This is a genomic window from Oxalicibacterium faecigallinarum (genome assembly GCF_014635705.1).
Classification (GTDB): Bacteria; Pseudomonadota; Gammaproteobacteria; order Burkholderiales; family Burkholderiaceae_D; genus Oxalicibacterium; species Oxalicibacterium faecigallinarum.
Genome location: NZ_BMDI01000001.1, coordinates 1877082 through 1893617 on the forward strand (window position 1 = coordinate 1877082; position 16536 = coordinate 1893617).

Consider the following 16536-nt stretch of genomic DNA (forward strand, 5'->3'; position numbering starts at 1 on the left):
CGGGAGAACCCTATGTCCACCATCCTTTTGATTATTCTGATTCTGTTGTTGATTGGAGTCTTGCCTACTTGGGGTCACAGCCGTAACTGGGGTTATGCACCAAGCGGCATCACCGGTATTCTGGTCATCGTACTGATCGTGTTGCTGCTTACGGGCCGTATTTAACACGAGCTGAAGTAAAAAAGCGTACATCATCACGATGTACGCTTTTTTGCGCTGAGATCCACCTTTGAAGAAACAATCTACAGGCGCTTTCAACCAGACGAGCAGATGAAGTGCATTTTTCTCGTTATCCCAGACTATTCTGCCAAGCCACAAAATCCGCTGGCATAAGTGGCGGCGAAAACAGATAACCTTGCGCTTCGTCGCACCCCATCTGCTGAAGCACAGCCATGATTTCCGCGCTTTCCACGCCTTCAGCGACGACCGTGTAATCGAGCTCGTGCGCCAATCTCAGCATGGCCAGTACTAACGATTTTTGTCTTTCGTCTATCGCAAGATCTTTTACAAAAGAGCGATCAATTTTTAGAATCTTCGCCGGAAGTTTCTGCAAATATGCAAGGCTGCTATAACCTGTACCGAAATCGTCAATCGCAATTTTTAATCCATGGGCGACCAACTGCTCGAGAACCAGATTGGCATCCTGTGGATTTGTCATAATCGCGCTCTCGGTTACTTCGAGCTCCAACTCTGATGGATCAACCCCATATCGCTTCAGTACCGCAAACAGATGCTGCGCAAATAGTGGCTCCAACAAGTTAGACGCGGAAATGTTCACCGCTATCTGCCAATGCTTTCCTTCCTTACGCCACGTTGCAAGTTGCCTCACTGCGTTTTCGATGACCCATGCTGTCGTGGCATGGATCATTGCACTGCATTCGACGATCGGCATGAATTCAGCCGGCGATACCGCACCTAGTTCCGGATCTGTCCAACGTAATAAGGCTTCTGCACCGACACATTTCTGCGTGGCCAAGTTGACACGTGGCTGATAAACGAGATGCAACCTCTCGGTATTCTCAAGCGCAATGCCAAATTGATGAAGAAGTTGAAAGCGGCGCCGATAAGCAGCATCTTCCATCGGCGAGTAGGCTTTCACGCGCCCTTCCAACTGGATAGCGTCTTGCGATGCGCTATGCGCCATACGTAAAACGTCACCATGGTCGCTAAGACCAATCTGAAATCGTGTCGTGCCAAACGTGGCGGTTGTCACGTACCGTGAATCCACGCCATATTCGTAATCAGATAGAAACGATTCCAGCGTCGAACGGTAAGCAGCAGCATCAACGTCTCGAGGCGCGAAGAAAACAAATTGTGTGTCGCTGATGTGATAAATCGTTCCTTCTGGTTGCAGCATGGCACGCAACATCGATGCGGCACCACGCACCAATGCTTCTACATACTGCGAACCCATCACTCTGGTTGCGCTGGAGATTTCTTCAGCGCGCGCGATGTTAAGCAGAACGAGATCGGCAAACTGCCCTGGGCGATCTTTTTCAAGATCTTCAAAGTCTTCACGAAACTGATTGCGGTTAGGTTGTCCGCTAATTGCATCGATACGACCCAACGCATGCTGTAGTTCGATCTGCGACATCACCAGTGCTGCCAGATCACTAAGCGCTTTGCTTTCCTCAATAGTGACATCACGCGGTTCATGCCCGAGCACGCACATTGCACCCAAGTTAAAACCATCATCGGTGATCAAAGGGGCGCCGGCGTAAAAGCGCACACCGGTGGTCGCTAGATGGCTATGCTTAAAGGCATCATCGGCAAGCAAATCACGAATAACCAGTACATTCGAGGTGTCAGCCACTTCAGAGCACGGAGCAAGATGTCGTGGAATTTGTTGATGCGTCACGCCAACGCGTGATTTAAACCACTGACGGTCTGAATCCGTTAATGACACAGCGGCAATCGGCAGTTTAAATATCTGTGCTGCCAGTCGCGTAATACGATCAAATGCTTCGGCCGGCGCACTATCCAGCAAGCCGAGTCTACGCAAGGCGACCAATCGCTGCGATTCAAGTGTTGAATTATCAGTGTATTCGGAAGTGGCGCGGTCGAGAGGGAGGGCGGTCATCATCATGCTGTACTCAGCAATCTCGTAGGGGACAACATCGGTACGTCACTTACCACCGAAAATTCCGCACGGCGATGGCCACGCAACGCTTCGTCATGCTGCGCCTCAGACAAGACAAAGGTCTGGACCAGTTGGGACAAGGTGGCTGCCTGATCGCGTAACGATTGCGCTGCTGCTGCAGCCTCTTCAACCAGGGCTGCATTCTGTTGGGTTGTTTGATCCATCTCTGAAACAGCCTGGCTCACCGCACCGATACCAACACTTTGGTCCTGACCTGCAACACTGATTTCTCCCACCACTTCTGTGACGCGACGTACGCTGTCGACAACTTCCTTCATCGTCTGACCTGCCTGGGCAACCAGCTTGGTTCCAGCGTTGATGTTGCTGACAGAGTCATCGATCAGTGCTTTGATTTCTTTTGCGGCACTTGCGGAACGCTGCGCGAGATTACGTACTTCAGTTGCCACAACCGCAAACCCACGTCCCGCTTCGCCCGCTCGCGCTGCTTCCACCGCAGCGTTTAACGCCAAGATATTGGTTTGAAATGCAATACCGTCGATCACCGAAATAATCTCGACGATACGACGCGAAGAAGCATCGATGGTACTCATCGTATCGATCACATCGTTAACCATGGCGCCGCCTTTGCCCGCGACAGTCGATGCGAAGACAGCGAGCGTGTTGGCTTGTTGTGCATTGTCTGCATTTTGACGTACGGTGTCCGTCAGCTTTTGCATCTCCGTACTGGTTTTTTCCAGAGCAAAGGCTTGCTGCTCCGTGCGCGACGACAAATCTACGTTGCCTTGCGCAATATCTGATGATGAAGACGCAATCATGTCTGTCCCCATACGGACTTGGCTGACGATTGTCGCCAGGTTATCGCGCATGGTTTTGATTGCGTGCAGCAGACTTGTTTGATCGTTCGATTTGGTGATGATCTTTGTCGATAGATCACCTTGCGCAATCTTTTCCGCAATCGCTACGGCATACGCTGGCTCACCACCCAACTGTTTCAACAGACCGCGCGTAATCAGGACCGCAATGACTGCACTCGTCAGTAAGGCGATACCGGCAATGACCAACAGCAACATAATCGATGCATCCAGAATGTGATTGGAAGATTGCGCTGCCTGCATACTTTGCGCCTCGACGTTTTTGATCACCTTGTCGATGTCTGTCACAATCTGGCGACGCAGAGGGCTGCATTCTTCCACCAGAAATTTGCCAAATCCACTGATATCGTTCGACGCCCGATATCGACGCGGACGCTCCAGTTCTTTTGCCATCGTCAGCAGCCCATTACGCGCCTTGGCAAAGTCAGCGTCATCACTAAATGCGTTCGCCGCCTTGTTGATGGCACTGAGATAGAGGACTTTTTGCTGATCCACAATATCCAGCTCTTTCATGGCACTGGCCTGATCCTGAAAAATGAACGCATTGCGCGCCGCCAGACCCGTTTGCGCCAGTGCTTCGCGCGCGTCGTACAACGGCGCCAGTTTTTCCTGCTGCAACTGGGTTTGCACCGACACCGCGTTCGAGATCACGGACATCCGCGTCAGCGCCACAACAGTCAGCAATAGCATGAGGAGGGTGACTGCACCGAAGCCCAGGCCCAGCTTCTTGCCGATATTGAGATTCCGAAGGAACTGCATGATGAACTTTCCAAATCGATAAACGCATGCGATTCAAGCCCATTTTGGAAGCAGCCGTTGCTTCCTGATGCGTCACCCATACGTAAAAGTGACTTGCTGCTGTCGTCTTGTCATCTCTGCCGGCACAGAAGGTTAAAAAATGATGAATTTGACGAAAACAGCAAATATGAGCCTATACTAGGCTTTAAATTTCCATATGCCAACAAAATAATTGTGATTTCTGGTTAAATCGCGCATACCATAGCGACTTCCGTATCAACCAACGGAGCAACAGCATGACAAAAATGAAAAAAACGGACGCAGGAGACGGCGATCCCATTCTGACCACCAGCAGCGCTGCGCGTCTGCTTGGGGTGGCCGTCAGTACCGCGCAGCTCTGGATCGAGAGTGGCGCGCTGGAATCCTGGAAGACACCGGGCGGCCATCGCCGCGTGCGCCTCAGCGCCATCACGCGTTTGCTGAAGACACGTGCCGATACGGCCAGCGCAGACAGCATGGCCAATGCCTTCATCCCGACCAATGTGGAGTTTCTGCCACAATCTGCGCCGCGTTATCCGGTGCCCGGCAACGAAGCTGCACGGTTACTGGCATTGAACGCGCTGGATATTGTGGAATCGGCCAACGATCCGGTCTTTGATCGCCTGACCTGGCTGGCCACGCAAGTGACCGACACGCCAATGGCACTGGTGACCATGCTGACTGCAAAACGCCAGTGGTTCAAATCACGCATTGGGGTCGATGTGAATGAAACCCCGCGCGAATGGGCCTTCTGCAGTCATGCGATTCTGGACGACGATGCCTTCATCGTCGAAGATGCCCATGCCGACCATCGCTTTCGCAATAATCCGCTCGTGACCGGCATGCCGTACATTCGCTTTTATGCCGGCATTCCACTCATCGATCGTGACGGCTTTCGGATGGGTACGCTCTGCGTGCTGGATCGCGAACCACGCCGGTTGCGCGAGAAAGAGATTCGCGCACTGCGTGAACTGGCCGCGATTGCATCGGATGAGTTGAAGCGATTCGATAAGGTACGCGCTGCATAAAAACAAAACCGGGCTGATGCCCGGTTTTTTCTTGCTGCCGACATCGCTTGTCTGTTGCATGCCCTATGTCCTGTGTCGCGCTCACCGTGTAAACAGCTACTGCATTGTTATCCGCACCGTCACTTGATCCAGCGACAACCGCCGTAACTCACATGTGCGGGTTCTTTCGATGCATCCTTGCGCTGTGCGGCACATTCCTGCTCTGCCAGCCTGGCGGCATCCGGCATCAGCTTGCGCAACTTGTCCCACTCTGCCGTTTCCCACACGCCGCCAAACCAGAAAGCCGATGTCGGTTTGCTTTGCAGCAGTTCGCGCTCGGCTTTTTTCAGGCTGGATGACGGCACCCTGGCAATCTGATCCAGCGGATCAACCGAGGTTGTCGCTGAACGCATCAAGGCCAACGGTGCAAAAAAGCGCGCGCGTAAATCATCATTGCGATAACCCGCTTCTTCCAGCGAGGTCAGCAATACGCGACCGATGTGCTGATTGCCAAACTCGCCACGCATGAGTTCGGATGCATACGTCGCCACGCGCGCCTGATCGGCTTTTGCCCATTCCTCCAGCCAGTCAACCTTTTTCAGGGCGGCAAACTTGCTTTGTGTTTGCGCGGGTGTCTCGCTCACGTTCTTTTGTCCAGCTCGACGCAACACATGATCTTTCAGCTTCTGATTACCGCTGACTGTTTGGGGCTGCTGTTGCATCCACAGGTAGATGCGTTGATGCGGATCATCGTAATAGGCGTCGGTGATCAGCGGCACGATCACGGACGGATCGATCTGCAGAATTGCTTCCACCACCTTGTCGCGCTCGTTGCGATCGTAAAAGCGGCGTTCCTTCACGGCCTGCAAACCCAGCTCAACCTGTTTGCTCTTCATGCGCGCATCGCTGGCGGTGGACGGAAAAGCGCGCGTGCCTTCTTCCAGATAACGATAGGCTTCGCCCGCACCATCCTTGCGCAGATTGTCGGCATTGCCAATAAGGGTCTGCACCGCAATGTCATCCCATGTGGCGTCGCGTGCCGTCGGCGTAATATCGCGCAGATGCAAGACGGCTTCGGCAAATTCCTTGCGGGCGACCAGCGCCTGCAGATCGGCGAGCGTATAGGTTTGCGCCATCGCAAACGGCGACACCAGAGCAAGCATCAACGTGGCAAGAGCAAGGGGGCGGCACAGCACAGGCTTCATGGTGATCAACCATCAAAAGGGAGATCGCATGATTCTACGCATTGCCACGCAGAACGGGTGCAATTCGGCAAATAGTTGCTGGCTCGTATCGGTGCGCAGTGCATTGTCATCCCGTGCATGCGGATGTCTGAGCATTTCCTTTCTCAAGTGAAATGATCTACCCTACTGCGCAAAATTTATGCAGCAATCGCACGTAAATCTCATGCTTATGTGGTCTGTCGAACATCCGAATCATGCTCAGCCCTTTAGCTTGTTAACCATACTTACATCGCAGACTTACATCAAAACCGAAGCAGACTTACCCCGAAGTCGTTGTCCATCATCTGCAGCGATCTTCGCCACGCGCCTCTGCATGAGCAGAGAGCAATCAGTCCGTGTACCGCAGGACACCACTTCAATGGAGTTGCTATGGGAACCGTACTTAAAAAATCAATCGAGACCACCACACCAATCACCGGCGACACCGTTGCTGAACAGGTCACTACTACCCAACCCGCCTGTACGGAAGGCGACTGGAACAGTTATCTGCGTGCCGTAGCGCAACCCGGCCCACTGGTCGGCCCCCATGCCGAGGCGGATGCGATGGATTACAAACGCCGTTGCGCAATCGACTATCTGGGCAAGCGCGCCATGTTGCATGGCGGCGTGTGTCGTCGTGGCGCGCCGCGCATTCTGACGCAACAGTTTTCCGCCAGCCTGGAAAAATCCAATCGCGCCATCCGTTATGCGCGTTATCCGTGGCTGGAACGCCTGATGAAACTGTTTGCCGAGATCGAGGCACTGCAGGATCAGTTTGCCTCCGACAATGTCATCTCGCTGGTGCAGAAGCCTGTGCAACGTTAGCGAGTCGCTCATCACTCAACCATTCAGGAGATATCCATGCGCAAGGTGCGTCCTCTTTTACTGGCATCGCTACTGGTCAGCTCGGTGGCACTGGCGCAGTTTGGCAATACATCCAAACCCGCCACGCCATCGACAGAAAAACTGGAGCCCGGACATGGCAAGCGCGAAGCCGACTTCGTCATGAACAAGGAGAGAGAACGCTTGCGTGCCGAAGCCGCCGAACAGCAAGCCGCACAAAATAAAGCGAAAGCATCCGACAAGCCACGCACGCAAAAGACCGACACCAAGCCTTGAGGACCTAAAAGCGCACAAGCACAACGCAACCTTCGACGCATCAATGACAAAAGCCTCGCATCGCGAGGCTTTTGTTTGACTACACGATCAACGGTGATCTATTCGACTGCCGTTACGCGCAACGTCTATCACGCACGCCTTATCGACCTAGCAAACCTGTCACGCCCGTCGTCAGGTTTTGCACCGGTGTCAGCAAGTTCGGTGCGGTGCCGCCACTGGCACCCGTGCCGGTATGCGTTACATTGACGCCAACCAGAACATTGACGGTCGCATCCACCGTCGCCGTCAGGTTACCGATGCCAACGCTTGGGCTTGGACCATTCAATCCACCCAGCGTATTCGTCAGGCTGGAAACCAGATTGCTCGACCCTGTGCCGTCTCGATCATTGATCAGGACGCCGGCGGCAGAAACCGTCTGCCCGGTTGAACTGATAACCGAACCCAGCCCGGAGCCCAACTCGGATGAGCCGCTGACCGATTGCCCCAGCTGATCGACACCGCCACCAACGCGACCCAGCAAACCATCGACCGGCTCATCCAGTCCGGTACGTTCGCCAACCTTTTGCGTCAGCGTCGTCACACGATCCGTCAATGGTGTGATGACATTGCTGCCACTTTGTGTGATCTGCTCCACACCACCCGATGACAAGCCATTGGTTACGTTTGGTGCCAGGCCGGATACGCCTTCACCCACACGTGTCACCAGACCACCAACCGGCTGCGTCACCGGTGCCAGCGGCGTAAGCGATCCGCTACCGACATTGCTCACCAGCGAACCCGTATCCTGCACGGTTTGCCCTGTGCGTTCGATCACGTTACCCGTATTGGCCACCGTAATGCCCAGCGGATTTTCAACCAAACCGGTCTGGCCAAGTCCGTTGGAAATGCCCTGACCGAGCGTCGTCACGATATTGCCCGCATCATCCACTACACGACCCAGATCGGATTGTGTTTGTGCGGGTACGACCGGCAACGTACCATCACCAATCGTTGTACCCAAGGTAGAAACAGCACCGCCTGTGGTGCTGATGATATTGCCCGCATTATCGGCAACCCGACCGGTTGGTGATGCGCTGGTGCTGGTTACACCACTGCCACCCCCACCGCCGCCGCTTCCGCCACCACCGGAGCTTCCACCCGAACCACCACCAAGCCCCGCACTGGTTGATCCGCTGCCACTTGCGCAACCGGTCAATGCCATTACCAAAACAATGGCAGAACACTGCGCAATATCTTTGAATGTCGCTTTCATTGTTGCCTCCTAATTGGACTTGTTGGGTTGGGGCTGAACTACACCGCACACCCTTAATATAGGTTTTGGCAAAGGAGAAAAGAAAGACAGACGATGGTGCGAATGTGAGTAGGAATCTCATATCCCATGAATATGGGAAGGCTAAAATTTTTTCCTCAACACAACAAAAATTTCTCTTATGATCCTCGTTCCATAAAAATAGTTGGGAGAGAAAATGTATAAAAAGTTGTCGTTGGTTGTACTGACGTCCGTGTTATTCACTGGTTGTGCATCGGTACAAATGGAAAGCAAAGAGGCATCACAAAAAGCAAAAGAATTCGCGAAGCCAAGTGCGGGTAACTCCGGCCTTTATATCTATCGCGACAGCTTTGTCGGCAAGGCACTCAAGAAGGATATCTGGGTCGATGGCAAGTGCATCGGGGAAAGCGCACCAGACGTTTTCTTCAAGACAGAAGTCGCTGGCAACAAGGATCACAAGATCTCTACCGAATCCGAATTCTCACCAAACGATCTTTCGCTCTTCACAGAAGAAGGACGTAACTACTTCATCCGCCAATACATCAAGCTTGGCGCATTTGTTGGTGGTGCAGGTCTTGAGTTGATTGAAGAGGAGAAGGGTAAGGCGGCTGTTGCTAAGTTGGATTTGGCGACGCCGGGGACTTGTAGCGAGTAAAATCTGCGACTTTAAGTCGCTTCCAAAAAGACTGTTACTAACCATTTTTTTGCACCGAGGACTACGCGCTGAGTCAAAAATTTACGCTTTAGAGGCGATGATTCTTGCGCAAGTTACACTTAATTCTTTTGACTCTCGCCATTATGACATTTGTTTTTCAACGGCCTGGCTCAGCCGGCCTTCTAGACGCGATTAATACTTGCTCACGAGTCGCTGAGCGAGGAGGGGGAGTCTTTGCGTTTGCCTCCAAAGGAGGCATCGAGACATTTTTTAGTCTTCCCAACATTGCCGCCATGCTTGGAGGCAAACGCCCATTTCACTTGATAGTTGGTATTGATGCCATCACAAACGCAGAGGCATTACTGCAGCTCTCGGCCCTTGTTACACAGTATCAACCTGCATTGAAAGCTCAAGTTTTTCTTCACAGCCAAGCTCCATGTACCTTTCATCCGAAGTTCTCATGGTTTTACGGCGAAGAAAAATTTTCGTTGATCACCGGCTCTGGTAACTTAACGGAGCGCGGTCTCGGACAGAAACCTGGAGGTCAAGCTGCCAATTGGGAGGCCTTCAGCACCCAATCCCTTGAGGGTGAAACAGCTCTTGCAGTTGAAAAAGAAATTTCCGACTGGTTGCAGGCTCAAGCAAAGGCTGAGACTCTCTGCTCATTAGATGATCCTCGCGTTCTTGAAAAAGCGATGGCGAATGCACGTGTTCGCTACAACAATGGCCTCAAGGCACCAGCACAACCCAAGGCCGCTGCGCCCAAGCACGCTGCCAAGGCCCTTGCAGTAGCCGCTCCGGCGCTACAACAGCAAGAAATTCTAATCAGGGAGTTGCCAAGCACTCGTGGCGGACAAGGAGATATTGGCCAGACAGCGCATCGTCATTTTTTTGGGCATGACGGAACTGACAAATTCATCTTTACCCAGTACGTGGAACTCGATGGGACTCTACACGCCGTTAAAAAAGTCTGGCTTTTTTACAATGCCGCCAGCAACAACTACCGATTGGAGCTACCGGAGTCTAAGGGACAGTATGAGGTAGGACCTAATGATGAGCGCATGATCTTAATAGCCGCCAAATTGGACGAACGCTCATTCCGTTACACCATCCTTCGGCCAATCACGAATCAGCCTGCTTACAAGAAGGTCCGTTTACTCTTTGGCCCTCATCCTCTCGCTGGGCGCCGCCTTATGAAAGAAAGCTATGTCTCGCCCGATCTCCTCAGAGACGCGTGGGATGATGCGCCAATTGATCTACTACCTATCAGCCTTCCCACGGCAGAACCATAAGCAGGCTAGGTAAAGCATTTCAAAATAACCTCGGCCTGCTCACGTTTTTTAAGTTTTAGGCCATTTCTATTGAGTTGATTGTGTGTAACCCCATCAATTGCGTCGATCTCGACATGGGGATAGTACTTTTGCGCAAGCTCGATTATGTTTCCCATCGAAACTACGCGCGGATGTGTTCCGTCCCCCTCTTCATGGGGCGAATAGGACAGCACCACTGGAAGACTTAGATCACGTGCCGTCTTAAACAAAGTCTCAAATGCTTTTGGCGCAGTTGACCTGATAGAAAATGGGGATTGGTGTCGGTCTTCTCGATAGACACCTCTGCTAATCACAGAACGCCCGTCTTTGACGACCCTCGATACCTTAGGATTATCCCTAAGGCACATTGTTTCTAGTACATGATAGAAACGACTGTAGTGGTCACGTGTATAGGGTGGGTCAGCGTATACCACCGAACACTGAGGGCCATAAAGCCTTAAAGCTTCAGCGAAATCCGTACGAATTGCCTGATGAGCACGGTTCCTAGTTGGCAACGCAGAATATTTCTCAAGCCATGCCCGGTATGTTTCCAGTGCATCTAATGATCGATCGCGCGAAACGCTCTTCGCCAGACCAGGTTTAACGATGCCACTTTTATTTCTCGGCTGAATCGGCTGCGCAAAATGCTTTCCTACGGTATTCACAAGACTGCTTGCAGTACTAAGCGCAGTAGCGATTAAAGTGTCTTGCGTTGCCCTTCCGATCCTATGCGCGACGGAAATCATGGCATCTAGACTTAGGGCTTGATCAAAGGAAAAGTATACGCCGCCAAAATTTCTACTAATGGTTGTGCACTCTGACAATTCAAGTCCGGTAGACTCGAGCCTAGAGATAGTTTCTTTAATAGCCTCTCCGAGATTCGAGTGCGGCAGTTTTTGCTCTTTGTCCTCAAACGCAATCAACGGGGGAGACTCAAGGAGCTCAATCAGCGCATCAAAATTCCCATAATGTGCATCAAAGATAGCCGACGCCTCAAAAGCCGCCATTGGCGCAAACCACGACAAGGCCTTGGACTTTTCCGCTTGAACTTGGGCGCATATATCGTCTATCAAACTAGAAGATAGCTTCGCGGTTCGAAGTGCCGCAGAGCATAGAACGCGCGAATACTCCTGAACATCGACAGTAATCACGTCTCTATCATCTGCAAACCGATATGCAACAGCACCCGTTCCCGCAAAGAGATCAAGCACGGTACCGCCCGCTGGAGAGACTGCGTCAACTGCAGATTTAATGGCATCTGTGAACGCCGCTTTACAGCCTAAGTAATAGATTGGGCGGTAAGCGCCAATTGCTACATCCGCTGAGCTTTCAAACTCTGAAAAAAGCAAAGCCTCCCCCGCCCTGCCAGCCAAGCTCTTCTGAAATGCCACCCTGTTCTCCTGCAATTACCTGCTTAAGTCTAGCGACACAATGTGTCTTGATATGATCACCAATTTCTACTCCCCAATAGACACGATTCATCTTATGGGCAACGGCCGCTGTCGTCCCTGAACCAAGATAGGGGTCTAGCACAATGTCGCCTGGATTCGTTGCTATTGCGAGGACTCGCTGGATCAATTGTTCTGGTTTCGGGGTATCGAATAGTTGCTTTTCTTGAAAGAGGTCAAGTAAGTGTTTTTTTGCACTGCTAGTTGTTCCAACATCCTTCGCATACCAAAGCGTTTCTGGGGTGAGGCCAACTTTTCTCTGATGGAGAAACTGTTTTACACGAGGAACAGCTCCCCCATCCGTCCCAAACCAAATGTTGTTAGCATCAATTTCTTCCTGCATTCTTTGCTGAGAATAAATCCAGCATCGACCCTTTGGAGGACGATGGATTTTTCCATTTGGTCCTACGACATCGTAGTACTGCTGCGCAGTAGCATGTCCTTCTTGGACGTTTGCACTTACAGACTGCCACGCTCCCCTCGAATCGTTATCCGGATTTTTATACCGGCTTTTAACTTCTTCAGTCAGCGGTAACGAGTTTCGCTGCTTTTCCCAGACGCTAAGCTTCTTCGCGTAAACCAGAAGGTATTCGTGATTGCGAGAAAAAACTTTCCTGTTTTCTCTAGTGGTTCGGCGCTCCCAAATAATCGTGCCCACAAAATTGGTTCGACCAAAAACACCGTCTGCCGCAACTTTCAGGTAGTGCAGCTCAGAATCATCAATAGATATCCAAGCACTTCCATCTTCACGAAGGAGCGTCTTTATTTGCTTTAAGCGCGCGGTCACCGACTCAAGCCACTCCTCATGACCCATATTATCGAAGTAGTGTTGATAACTCTCTCCATTGTTATAGGGAGGATCTAGATAGGCACACTTCACGCTCGCCGGATGGTTATCAGCTAGCAAGGATAACGCTTTAATGTTGTCTCCTTGGATTAGCGCATTTTTGGTGTCCGCATTACCAATCGACCATTTCGCCACTCGCTGCATCGACTTACCCAAGTCAATCTCGGGTCGACGCACACCTGCATATTGCGCCCCCAATGTGGGGCCAGCCATGGTGGCTGATTCGTTAAGCGTCATTCAATGGCCCCTGCTTGCTTGGCTGTTGTGATTCGATACCAAGAGATTCACCGTGCGCCAATATCAGTACCTCAATAAGGCTAGTTACACTGCGCCGCTCCCGTTGCGCAGCAAGCTCAGCAACAACCTTTACTTCGGGCTCCACGCGAAGTGTCATCGTTGCTGTTTTCAGTTTTGGCTTTCCTCTAGGCATGCTCATAAGATACCGTATATATATTTAAAAATACAGTTTTTAATACTTAATATGTACTGCATTAATATGTATTTAATTTATACAAAAATTAGCTAGTTTTCTTAGTGTAGATATTTATTCGCTGAATTGACCATCTCGAATTGATCCACTTTCCACTGCCTAGCAAAGACAGCTACTCGATCGTAAGAGCGCTCATACCCCAGTGCATACAAATCAATGTGCATTTGCTTCAACGCCCTTTTTTGTTTGCATGACTTCGCCGCCTCGGTCTTCAACCAAGTTCATAACTTGAGTGCATAGGGATCGAGCAATGTTCCGGATTGCCTGCTACCGTAGGTGGACTCTACTGATTCAACCCTTAAGTTGCGTCTGACGGTGTTTCTAGAGATCCTTAATCGTCTTGCGATCTCTCTCAATGAAACCTGGTCACGTAGGTGCCAGCGTCGAATGATTCGAAGTAATGCCACCGATCACTTCATTCTCCACACTCACTTCAGTAAATGGGATTGTTGTGGCCTATACATGGGTCAGTTCGCGGTGCAAAACAACATTCAACAAATCATTAAAAAAGCGACCTTCAAGGTCGCTTTTTTGTATTAACTTTGACATCCGGCAAAAACGATGTAGGTTCTCAAAATACATGGAATCACGCTTTATGAGAATCAAAGAGTTTACCCATCTATTCTGAGAATTGATCCCAAGAAATTCTCAGAATAGATGAAAAAAACCTATCTAATTCTCACAATACATAAGACTAGCCGTCACGACGTTTCTCATACAGAAATTTACGCACTGCTTTACCACTCTCGGCGTCAAGTCCAAACATTGTGCTCATAAACCTATGATTGATTCCAGTAATTGATTTAATTTCAGCGGCAGTCAATGGAGGAGACACTCGCTCAAAGCGGTTGAGCATCATAAAATATTCCTCATCCTTATGCTTAGGATCGCCTTGATATGCTTGTTTTTGGAGCTGGCCATCCGCCTCACCCACTCCAACTATACCCACCCCTGATTGGTATAAGAAAACAACATCGCCTCTTACAAGCCGTTCTATTTTGAATTTCCATGGATCGAAGTACGCAGCTGCTTTACCATTCGCAACCATGTCATCATGATCTTCCTGCGTGTTACTGATATTAGTGTTGAGTATGTAGTAGCCTTCTGCCAAATCCTCGTAAGGATTATCTCCCACTCTAAACGCTGACATTTCCAGCAGCATTTCTTCTGGTGCACCGTCATACACACGGTAAACCCAAGGCCGCACATCAAGCCCGCATGAGCGCCAGTAACGCGCCGCTTCTCGCGTTCTACGATCTAAACCATTGGTTATGACTACAAAAGTCTGCTTTGTATTAAAGGCTTCTCTTGGCAACGACACACCGAACCTAGACGCATGAACGGCTTCAAGGGATTGCGAATCACCATTAAACTTTCTGTACCAGGAATCTAGGTCCGCATACTTTGCATTACCAAATAGCTGCCCATAGCGAAGTACTTGCAGGAGATTGTCACTTCGAGACTCCCAGACTTTAAGCTCAAATATAAAGAGATTGCCATCCTTATCAATCGCCATCAAATCCGGCTCTTCCTGCCAAGCGCGAGACTGAGTCAAAAGGATCAGCTTATCATCGGGAAACAACCGATCAAGAGTTCTAAAGAAAACAGCCTGTAGAGCGAGCTCATCAAAACCAAAGGACTGCAGTCTTTTCGTACGGCGTCGTTCGGCGTATTTGGTTTTTGTATTTATGCTTAAGAGCATAGGAAAGATGTCCTTTAGTTACGATTACTAATAGTAAGCAGCAATCTACTCAACTCTTACTAGCGGAAGTAAGACTCTAAATATTTATTAGAATTAGAGAGTGCTAACCTAGCTCACCACTGGCAATACACGCTTGCGCCTTCTCGCGACTTATGACTTCGTAGGGCCAATCAAAGCGGGTATAGAGAAATGAGGAACCTCCTTCTCGGTCTGTAACCCTTGCTTGGATGATGAACACGGTTCCAGGAGGATGACTGTCTCTCATTTTCGAAGAGCACTCCACTCTCATTCCAACATCTAACCCTTGGCCAAGTAACGGACGGGCACGAAGTGATTTAGACGAAGATTCTCCAGGATTCCGAAAGGTCTCAATAGCTACGCGACGGTAGTGGCTCATAGATATCCATAGAAGTGAAAGATTGGAAGTAAGATTAAATAGCGAGTACTGAATCACAAACGAAAGAGCATGCATTTAACCCAGCGTCGATCTTCACGTAATTTCTGTAGTTACTTTCTTTCGAGTGGAGCTCTCCATTTGGCTAGCATCTTGAGGGCACTTGAACCCTGAAGAGATTTTCTTGCTAGCTCTAGTTTTTCTAATAGCGGCTTACGCTCTTCCACGCCTAACTCTTCACAACGAAGCTGGACTTCATTCAGAAAGTTCTCAGTATGCTTTTCTTCCGTCCACTTGTTAATGATTTTTAGGAGCTCTTCTTTACTGTCTTTTAGAGCTTGAACATACTTACGCTCCGATTCTCTACGTTCATACTCTGCCCATTCCAGTTCTCGTCGCTGTCGCTCCAACTCCTCCTTACGCTGCCCCTCATCTACCAACTTTGCAATTTCTGTGGCGGCCTTTTCGAGTTCTTTTACGATGCTTGGGATTCGTCCTACAAGATCATTATTCTTGGTCTCTCGCCAAGCTCTGTTCCATTTCGCCAGCCAGTATGGGGAATAGACTTGTAAGCATAGCCTCCCACTTGAGAAGTGCTTCTTAGTTGTCCAAGTATGTTCACTCCAATTTCTCCGACCTTTTGGAAATACATATTCCGACTCACGGATATATTCACCTTTCACATATCGAACGTCTACCTCTTCTGACATCTCGATAACGGTGAGACCAATAGCAACGGAATCGACGTAAACCACTGTGCTGCGGCCCGGTGTCCAGAGGTTATTAAAGGACTTTAACCCTGCTTGATCTTCACGCTCATCTACTTGCTCTCGATGAAATCGCTCTTCAACAGAAGCGATAACGACGCGATGACTTCTCCTCTCCAGCTCCAAGAAAAGTTCGTTGGCAAACGATAGGGCTTTATCAAGTCCTGGCTTTGTTACTGCCAGATCGACCAAAAGTCTTTTAGCTGGCTTCAGATAATCGGCTTGGTAAGACAGCCTGCCTGACTCGAAGTGTTCCTTCGCCCCAACGATAAGTTCGTGAGTCTTTTTCTTATCGTGAATTGGTGGGATATGTCGGAGCCGTGGTACTGGCGCTTTAGGTAGACGGCTTAGAGGAACTCTCGTGCCTATGCCATCTTTACGCCACACTTGATCATGTATAGGACTTGCTTCGGGAAGAGGGCGCTTAGGCATTACCTTGCCGACTGCCAACTTGGCCCAATAGCCTCTGGCGGGTCTAGGCACATTCAAGTTAGTACATACCCTGGCCATGTAGCTGGAGGAAACGTCAAAGCGTTTCGCCACTTTCAGCATGG

At 50.3% G+C, this 16536-nt stretch carries 14 protein-coding genes and 1 pseudogene; 6 read left to right on the top strand and 9 right to left on the bottom strand.

Annotation, left to right across the window (positions count from 1 at the left end; all coding sequences use genetic code 11):
* Positions 1-12 precede the first annotated feature (12 nt).
* Positions 13-165, top strand: a complete 153-nt coding sequence (locus IEV29_RS08980) for a DUF3309 family protein (protein ID WP_188380851.1) — start codon at positions 13-15, stop codon at positions 163-165.
* A 124-nt stretch (positions 166-289) separates the two neighbouring features.
* Here the strand turns inward: IEV29_RS08980 and IEV29_RS08985 are convergent, their stop codons facing one another.
* Together IEV29_RS08985 and IEV29_RS08990 are read right to left on the bottom strand one after the other, a co-directional pair.
* Positions 290-2086 carry a putative bifunctional diguanylate cyclase/phosphodiesterase gene (locus IEV29_RS08985; protein ID WP_229726292.1) on the bottom strand — a complete coding sequence of 599 codons (1797 nt, stop codon included), beginning with the start codon at positions 2084-2086 and terminating at the stop codon, positions 290-292.
* Positions 2083-3732 carry a methyl-accepting chemotaxis protein gene (locus IEV29_RS08990; RefSeq protein ID WP_188380852.1) on the bottom strand — a complete coding sequence of 550 codons (1650 nt, stop codon included), beginning with the start codon at positions 3730-3732 and terminating at the stop codon, positions 2083-2085. Before IEV29_RS08990 ends, IEV29_RS08985 begins: the two co-directional genes overlap by 4 nt.
* Before the next feature lie 275 nt (positions 3733-4007).
* Here IEV29_RS08990 and IEV29_RS08995 point away from each other — a divergent pair, with 275 nt between their 5' ends.
* Entirely contained in the window at positions 4008-4778 is a 771-nt protein-coding gene (locus IEV29_RS08995; protein ID WP_229726293.1) for a GAF domain-containing protein, read from the top strand.
* Positions 4779-4897: 119 nt separating this feature from the next.
* Here the strand turns inward: IEV29_RS08995 and IEV29_RS09000 are convergent, their stop codons facing one another.
* On the bottom strand, positions 4898-5962 hold the full coding sequence (locus IEV29_RS09000; protein ID WP_188380853.1) for a hypothetical protein: 1065 nt from the start codon (positions 5960-5962) through the stop codon (positions 4898-4900).
* Between the two features lie 408 nt (positions 5963-6370).
* Between IEV29_RS09000 and IEV29_RS09005 the strand changes: the two genes are divergently transcribed.
* Together IEV29_RS09005 and IEV29_RS09010 are read left to right on the top strand one after the other, a co-directional pair.
* Positions 6371-6805, top strand: coding sequence for a hypothetical protein (locus tag IEV29_RS09005; protein ID WP_188380854.1), 435 nt, complete (start codon positions 6371-6373; stop codon positions 6803-6805).
* Positions 6806-6841: 36 nt separating this feature from the next.
* Positions 6842-7099 (top strand): hypothetical protein, encoded by a 258-nt coding sequence (locus IEV29_RS09010; protein WP_188380855.1) that lies wholly within the window; start codon positions 6842-6844, stop codon positions 7097-7099.
* Between the two features lie 139 nt (positions 7100-7238).
* Here IEV29_RS09010 and IEV29_RS09015 read toward each other — a convergent pair whose 3' ends face one another.
* Positions 7239-8351, bottom strand: a complete 1113-nt coding sequence (locus IEV29_RS09015) for a collagen-like triple helix repeat-containing protein (protein WP_188380856.1) — start codon at positions 8349-8351, stop codon at positions 7239-7241.
* 280 nt (positions 8352-8631) lie between these two features.
* On the opposite strand from IEV29_RS09015, the gene IEV29_RS09020 reads away from it, so the two are divergent.
* Positions 8632-9024, top strand: a complete 393-nt coding sequence (locus IEV29_RS09020) for a DUF2846 domain-containing protein (protein WP_229726294.1) — start codon at positions 8632-8634, stop codon at positions 9022-9024.
* A 104-nt stretch (positions 9025-9128) separates the two neighbouring features.
* On the top strand, positions 9129-10316 hold the full coding sequence (locus IEV29_RS09025) for a phospholipase D family protein (protein ID WP_188380858.1): 1188 nt from the start codon (positions 9129-9131) through the stop codon (positions 10314-10316).
* Positions 10317-10321: 5 nt separating this feature from the next.
* Here IEV29_RS09025 and IEV29_RS09030 read toward each other — a convergent pair whose 3' ends face one another.
* From IEV29_RS09030 to IEV29_RS09045, 5 genes and pseudogenes are all read right to left on the bottom strand, one after another.
* The gene (locus tag IEV29_RS09030) at positions 10322-11725 is read right to left on the bottom strand and encodes a DNA adenine methylase (RefSeq protein WP_188380859.1); all 1404 of its coding nucleotides are present in this window, start codon (positions 11723-11725) and stop codon (positions 10322-10324) included.
* Positions 11664-12866: a site-specific DNA-methyltransferase gene (locus IEV29_RS09035; protein ID WP_229726295.1), complete on the bottom strand. Its 1203-nt coding sequence runs from the start codon at positions 12864-12866 to the stop codon at positions 11664-11666. The genes IEV29_RS09030 and IEV29_RS09035 overlap by 62 nt, the downstream gene beginning before the upstream one ends.
* Before the next feature lie 342 nt (positions 12867-13208).
* Positions 13209-13526 (bottom strand): annotated as a pseudogene (locus tag IEV29_RS16185) (IS21 family transposase); the annotation flags it as partial.
* 287 nt (positions 13527-13813) lie between these two features.
* Positions 13814-14821 carry a PDDEXK family nuclease gene (locus IEV29_RS09040; RefSeq protein ID WP_188380860.1) on the bottom strand — a complete coding sequence of 336 codons (1008 nt, stop codon included), beginning with the start codon at positions 14819-14821 and terminating at the stop codon, positions 13814-13816.
* Between the two features lie 507 nt (positions 14822-15328).
* Entirely contained in the window at positions 15329-16534 is a 1206-nt protein-coding gene (locus IEV29_RS09045; protein WP_229726296.1) for a hypothetical protein, read from the bottom strand.
* Positions 16535-16536: the final 2 nt, after the last annotated feature.

Coding starts and splice junctions, on each gene's coding strand:
- IEV29_RS08985 (WP_229726292.1), bottom strand. CDS start 2,086: ATGATGATGACCGCCCTCCCTCTCGACCGCGCCACTTCCGAATACACT.
- IEV29_RS09035 (WP_229726295.1), bottom strand. CDS start 12,866: ATGACGCTTAACGAATCAGCCACCATGGCTGGCCCCACATTGGGGGCG.
- IEV29_RS09015 (WP_188380856.1), bottom strand. CDS start 8,351: ATGAAAGCGACATTCAAAGATATTGCGCAGTGTTCTGCCATTGTTTTG.
- IEV29_RS09020 (WP_229726294.1), top strand. CDS start 8,632: ATGGAAAGCAAAGAGGCATCACAAAAAGCAAAAGAATTCGCGAAGCCA.
- IEV29_RS09045 (WP_229726296.1), bottom strand. CDS start 16,534: ATGCTGAAAGTGGCGAAACGCTTTGACGTTTCCTCCAGCTACATGGCC.
- IEV29_RS08980 (WP_188380851.1), top strand. CDS start 13: ATGTCCACCATCCTTTTGATTATTCTGATTCTGTTGTTGATTGGAGTC.
- IEV29_RS09005 (WP_188380854.1), top strand. CDS start 6,371: ATGGGAACCGTACTTAAAAAATCAATCGAGACCACCACACCAATCACC.
- IEV29_RS08990 (WP_188380852.1), bottom strand. CDS start 3,732: ATGCAGTTCCTTCGGAATCTCAATATCGGCAAGAAGCTGGGCCTGGGC.
- IEV29_RS09000 (WP_188380853.1), bottom strand. CDS start 5,962: ATGAAGCCTGTGCTGTGCCGCCCCCTTGCTCTTGCCACGTTGATGCTT.
- IEV29_RS08995 (WP_229726293.1), top strand. CDS start 4,008: ATGACAAAAATGAAAAAAACGGACGCAGGAGACGGCGATCCCATTCTG.
- IEV29_RS09040 (WP_188380860.1), bottom strand. CDS start 14,821: ATGCTCTTAAGCATAAATACAAAAACCAAATACGCCGAACGACGCCGT.
- IEV29_RS09010 (WP_188380855.1), top strand. CDS start 6,842: ATGCGCAAGGTGCGTCCTCTTTTACTGGCATCGCTACTGGTCAGCTCG.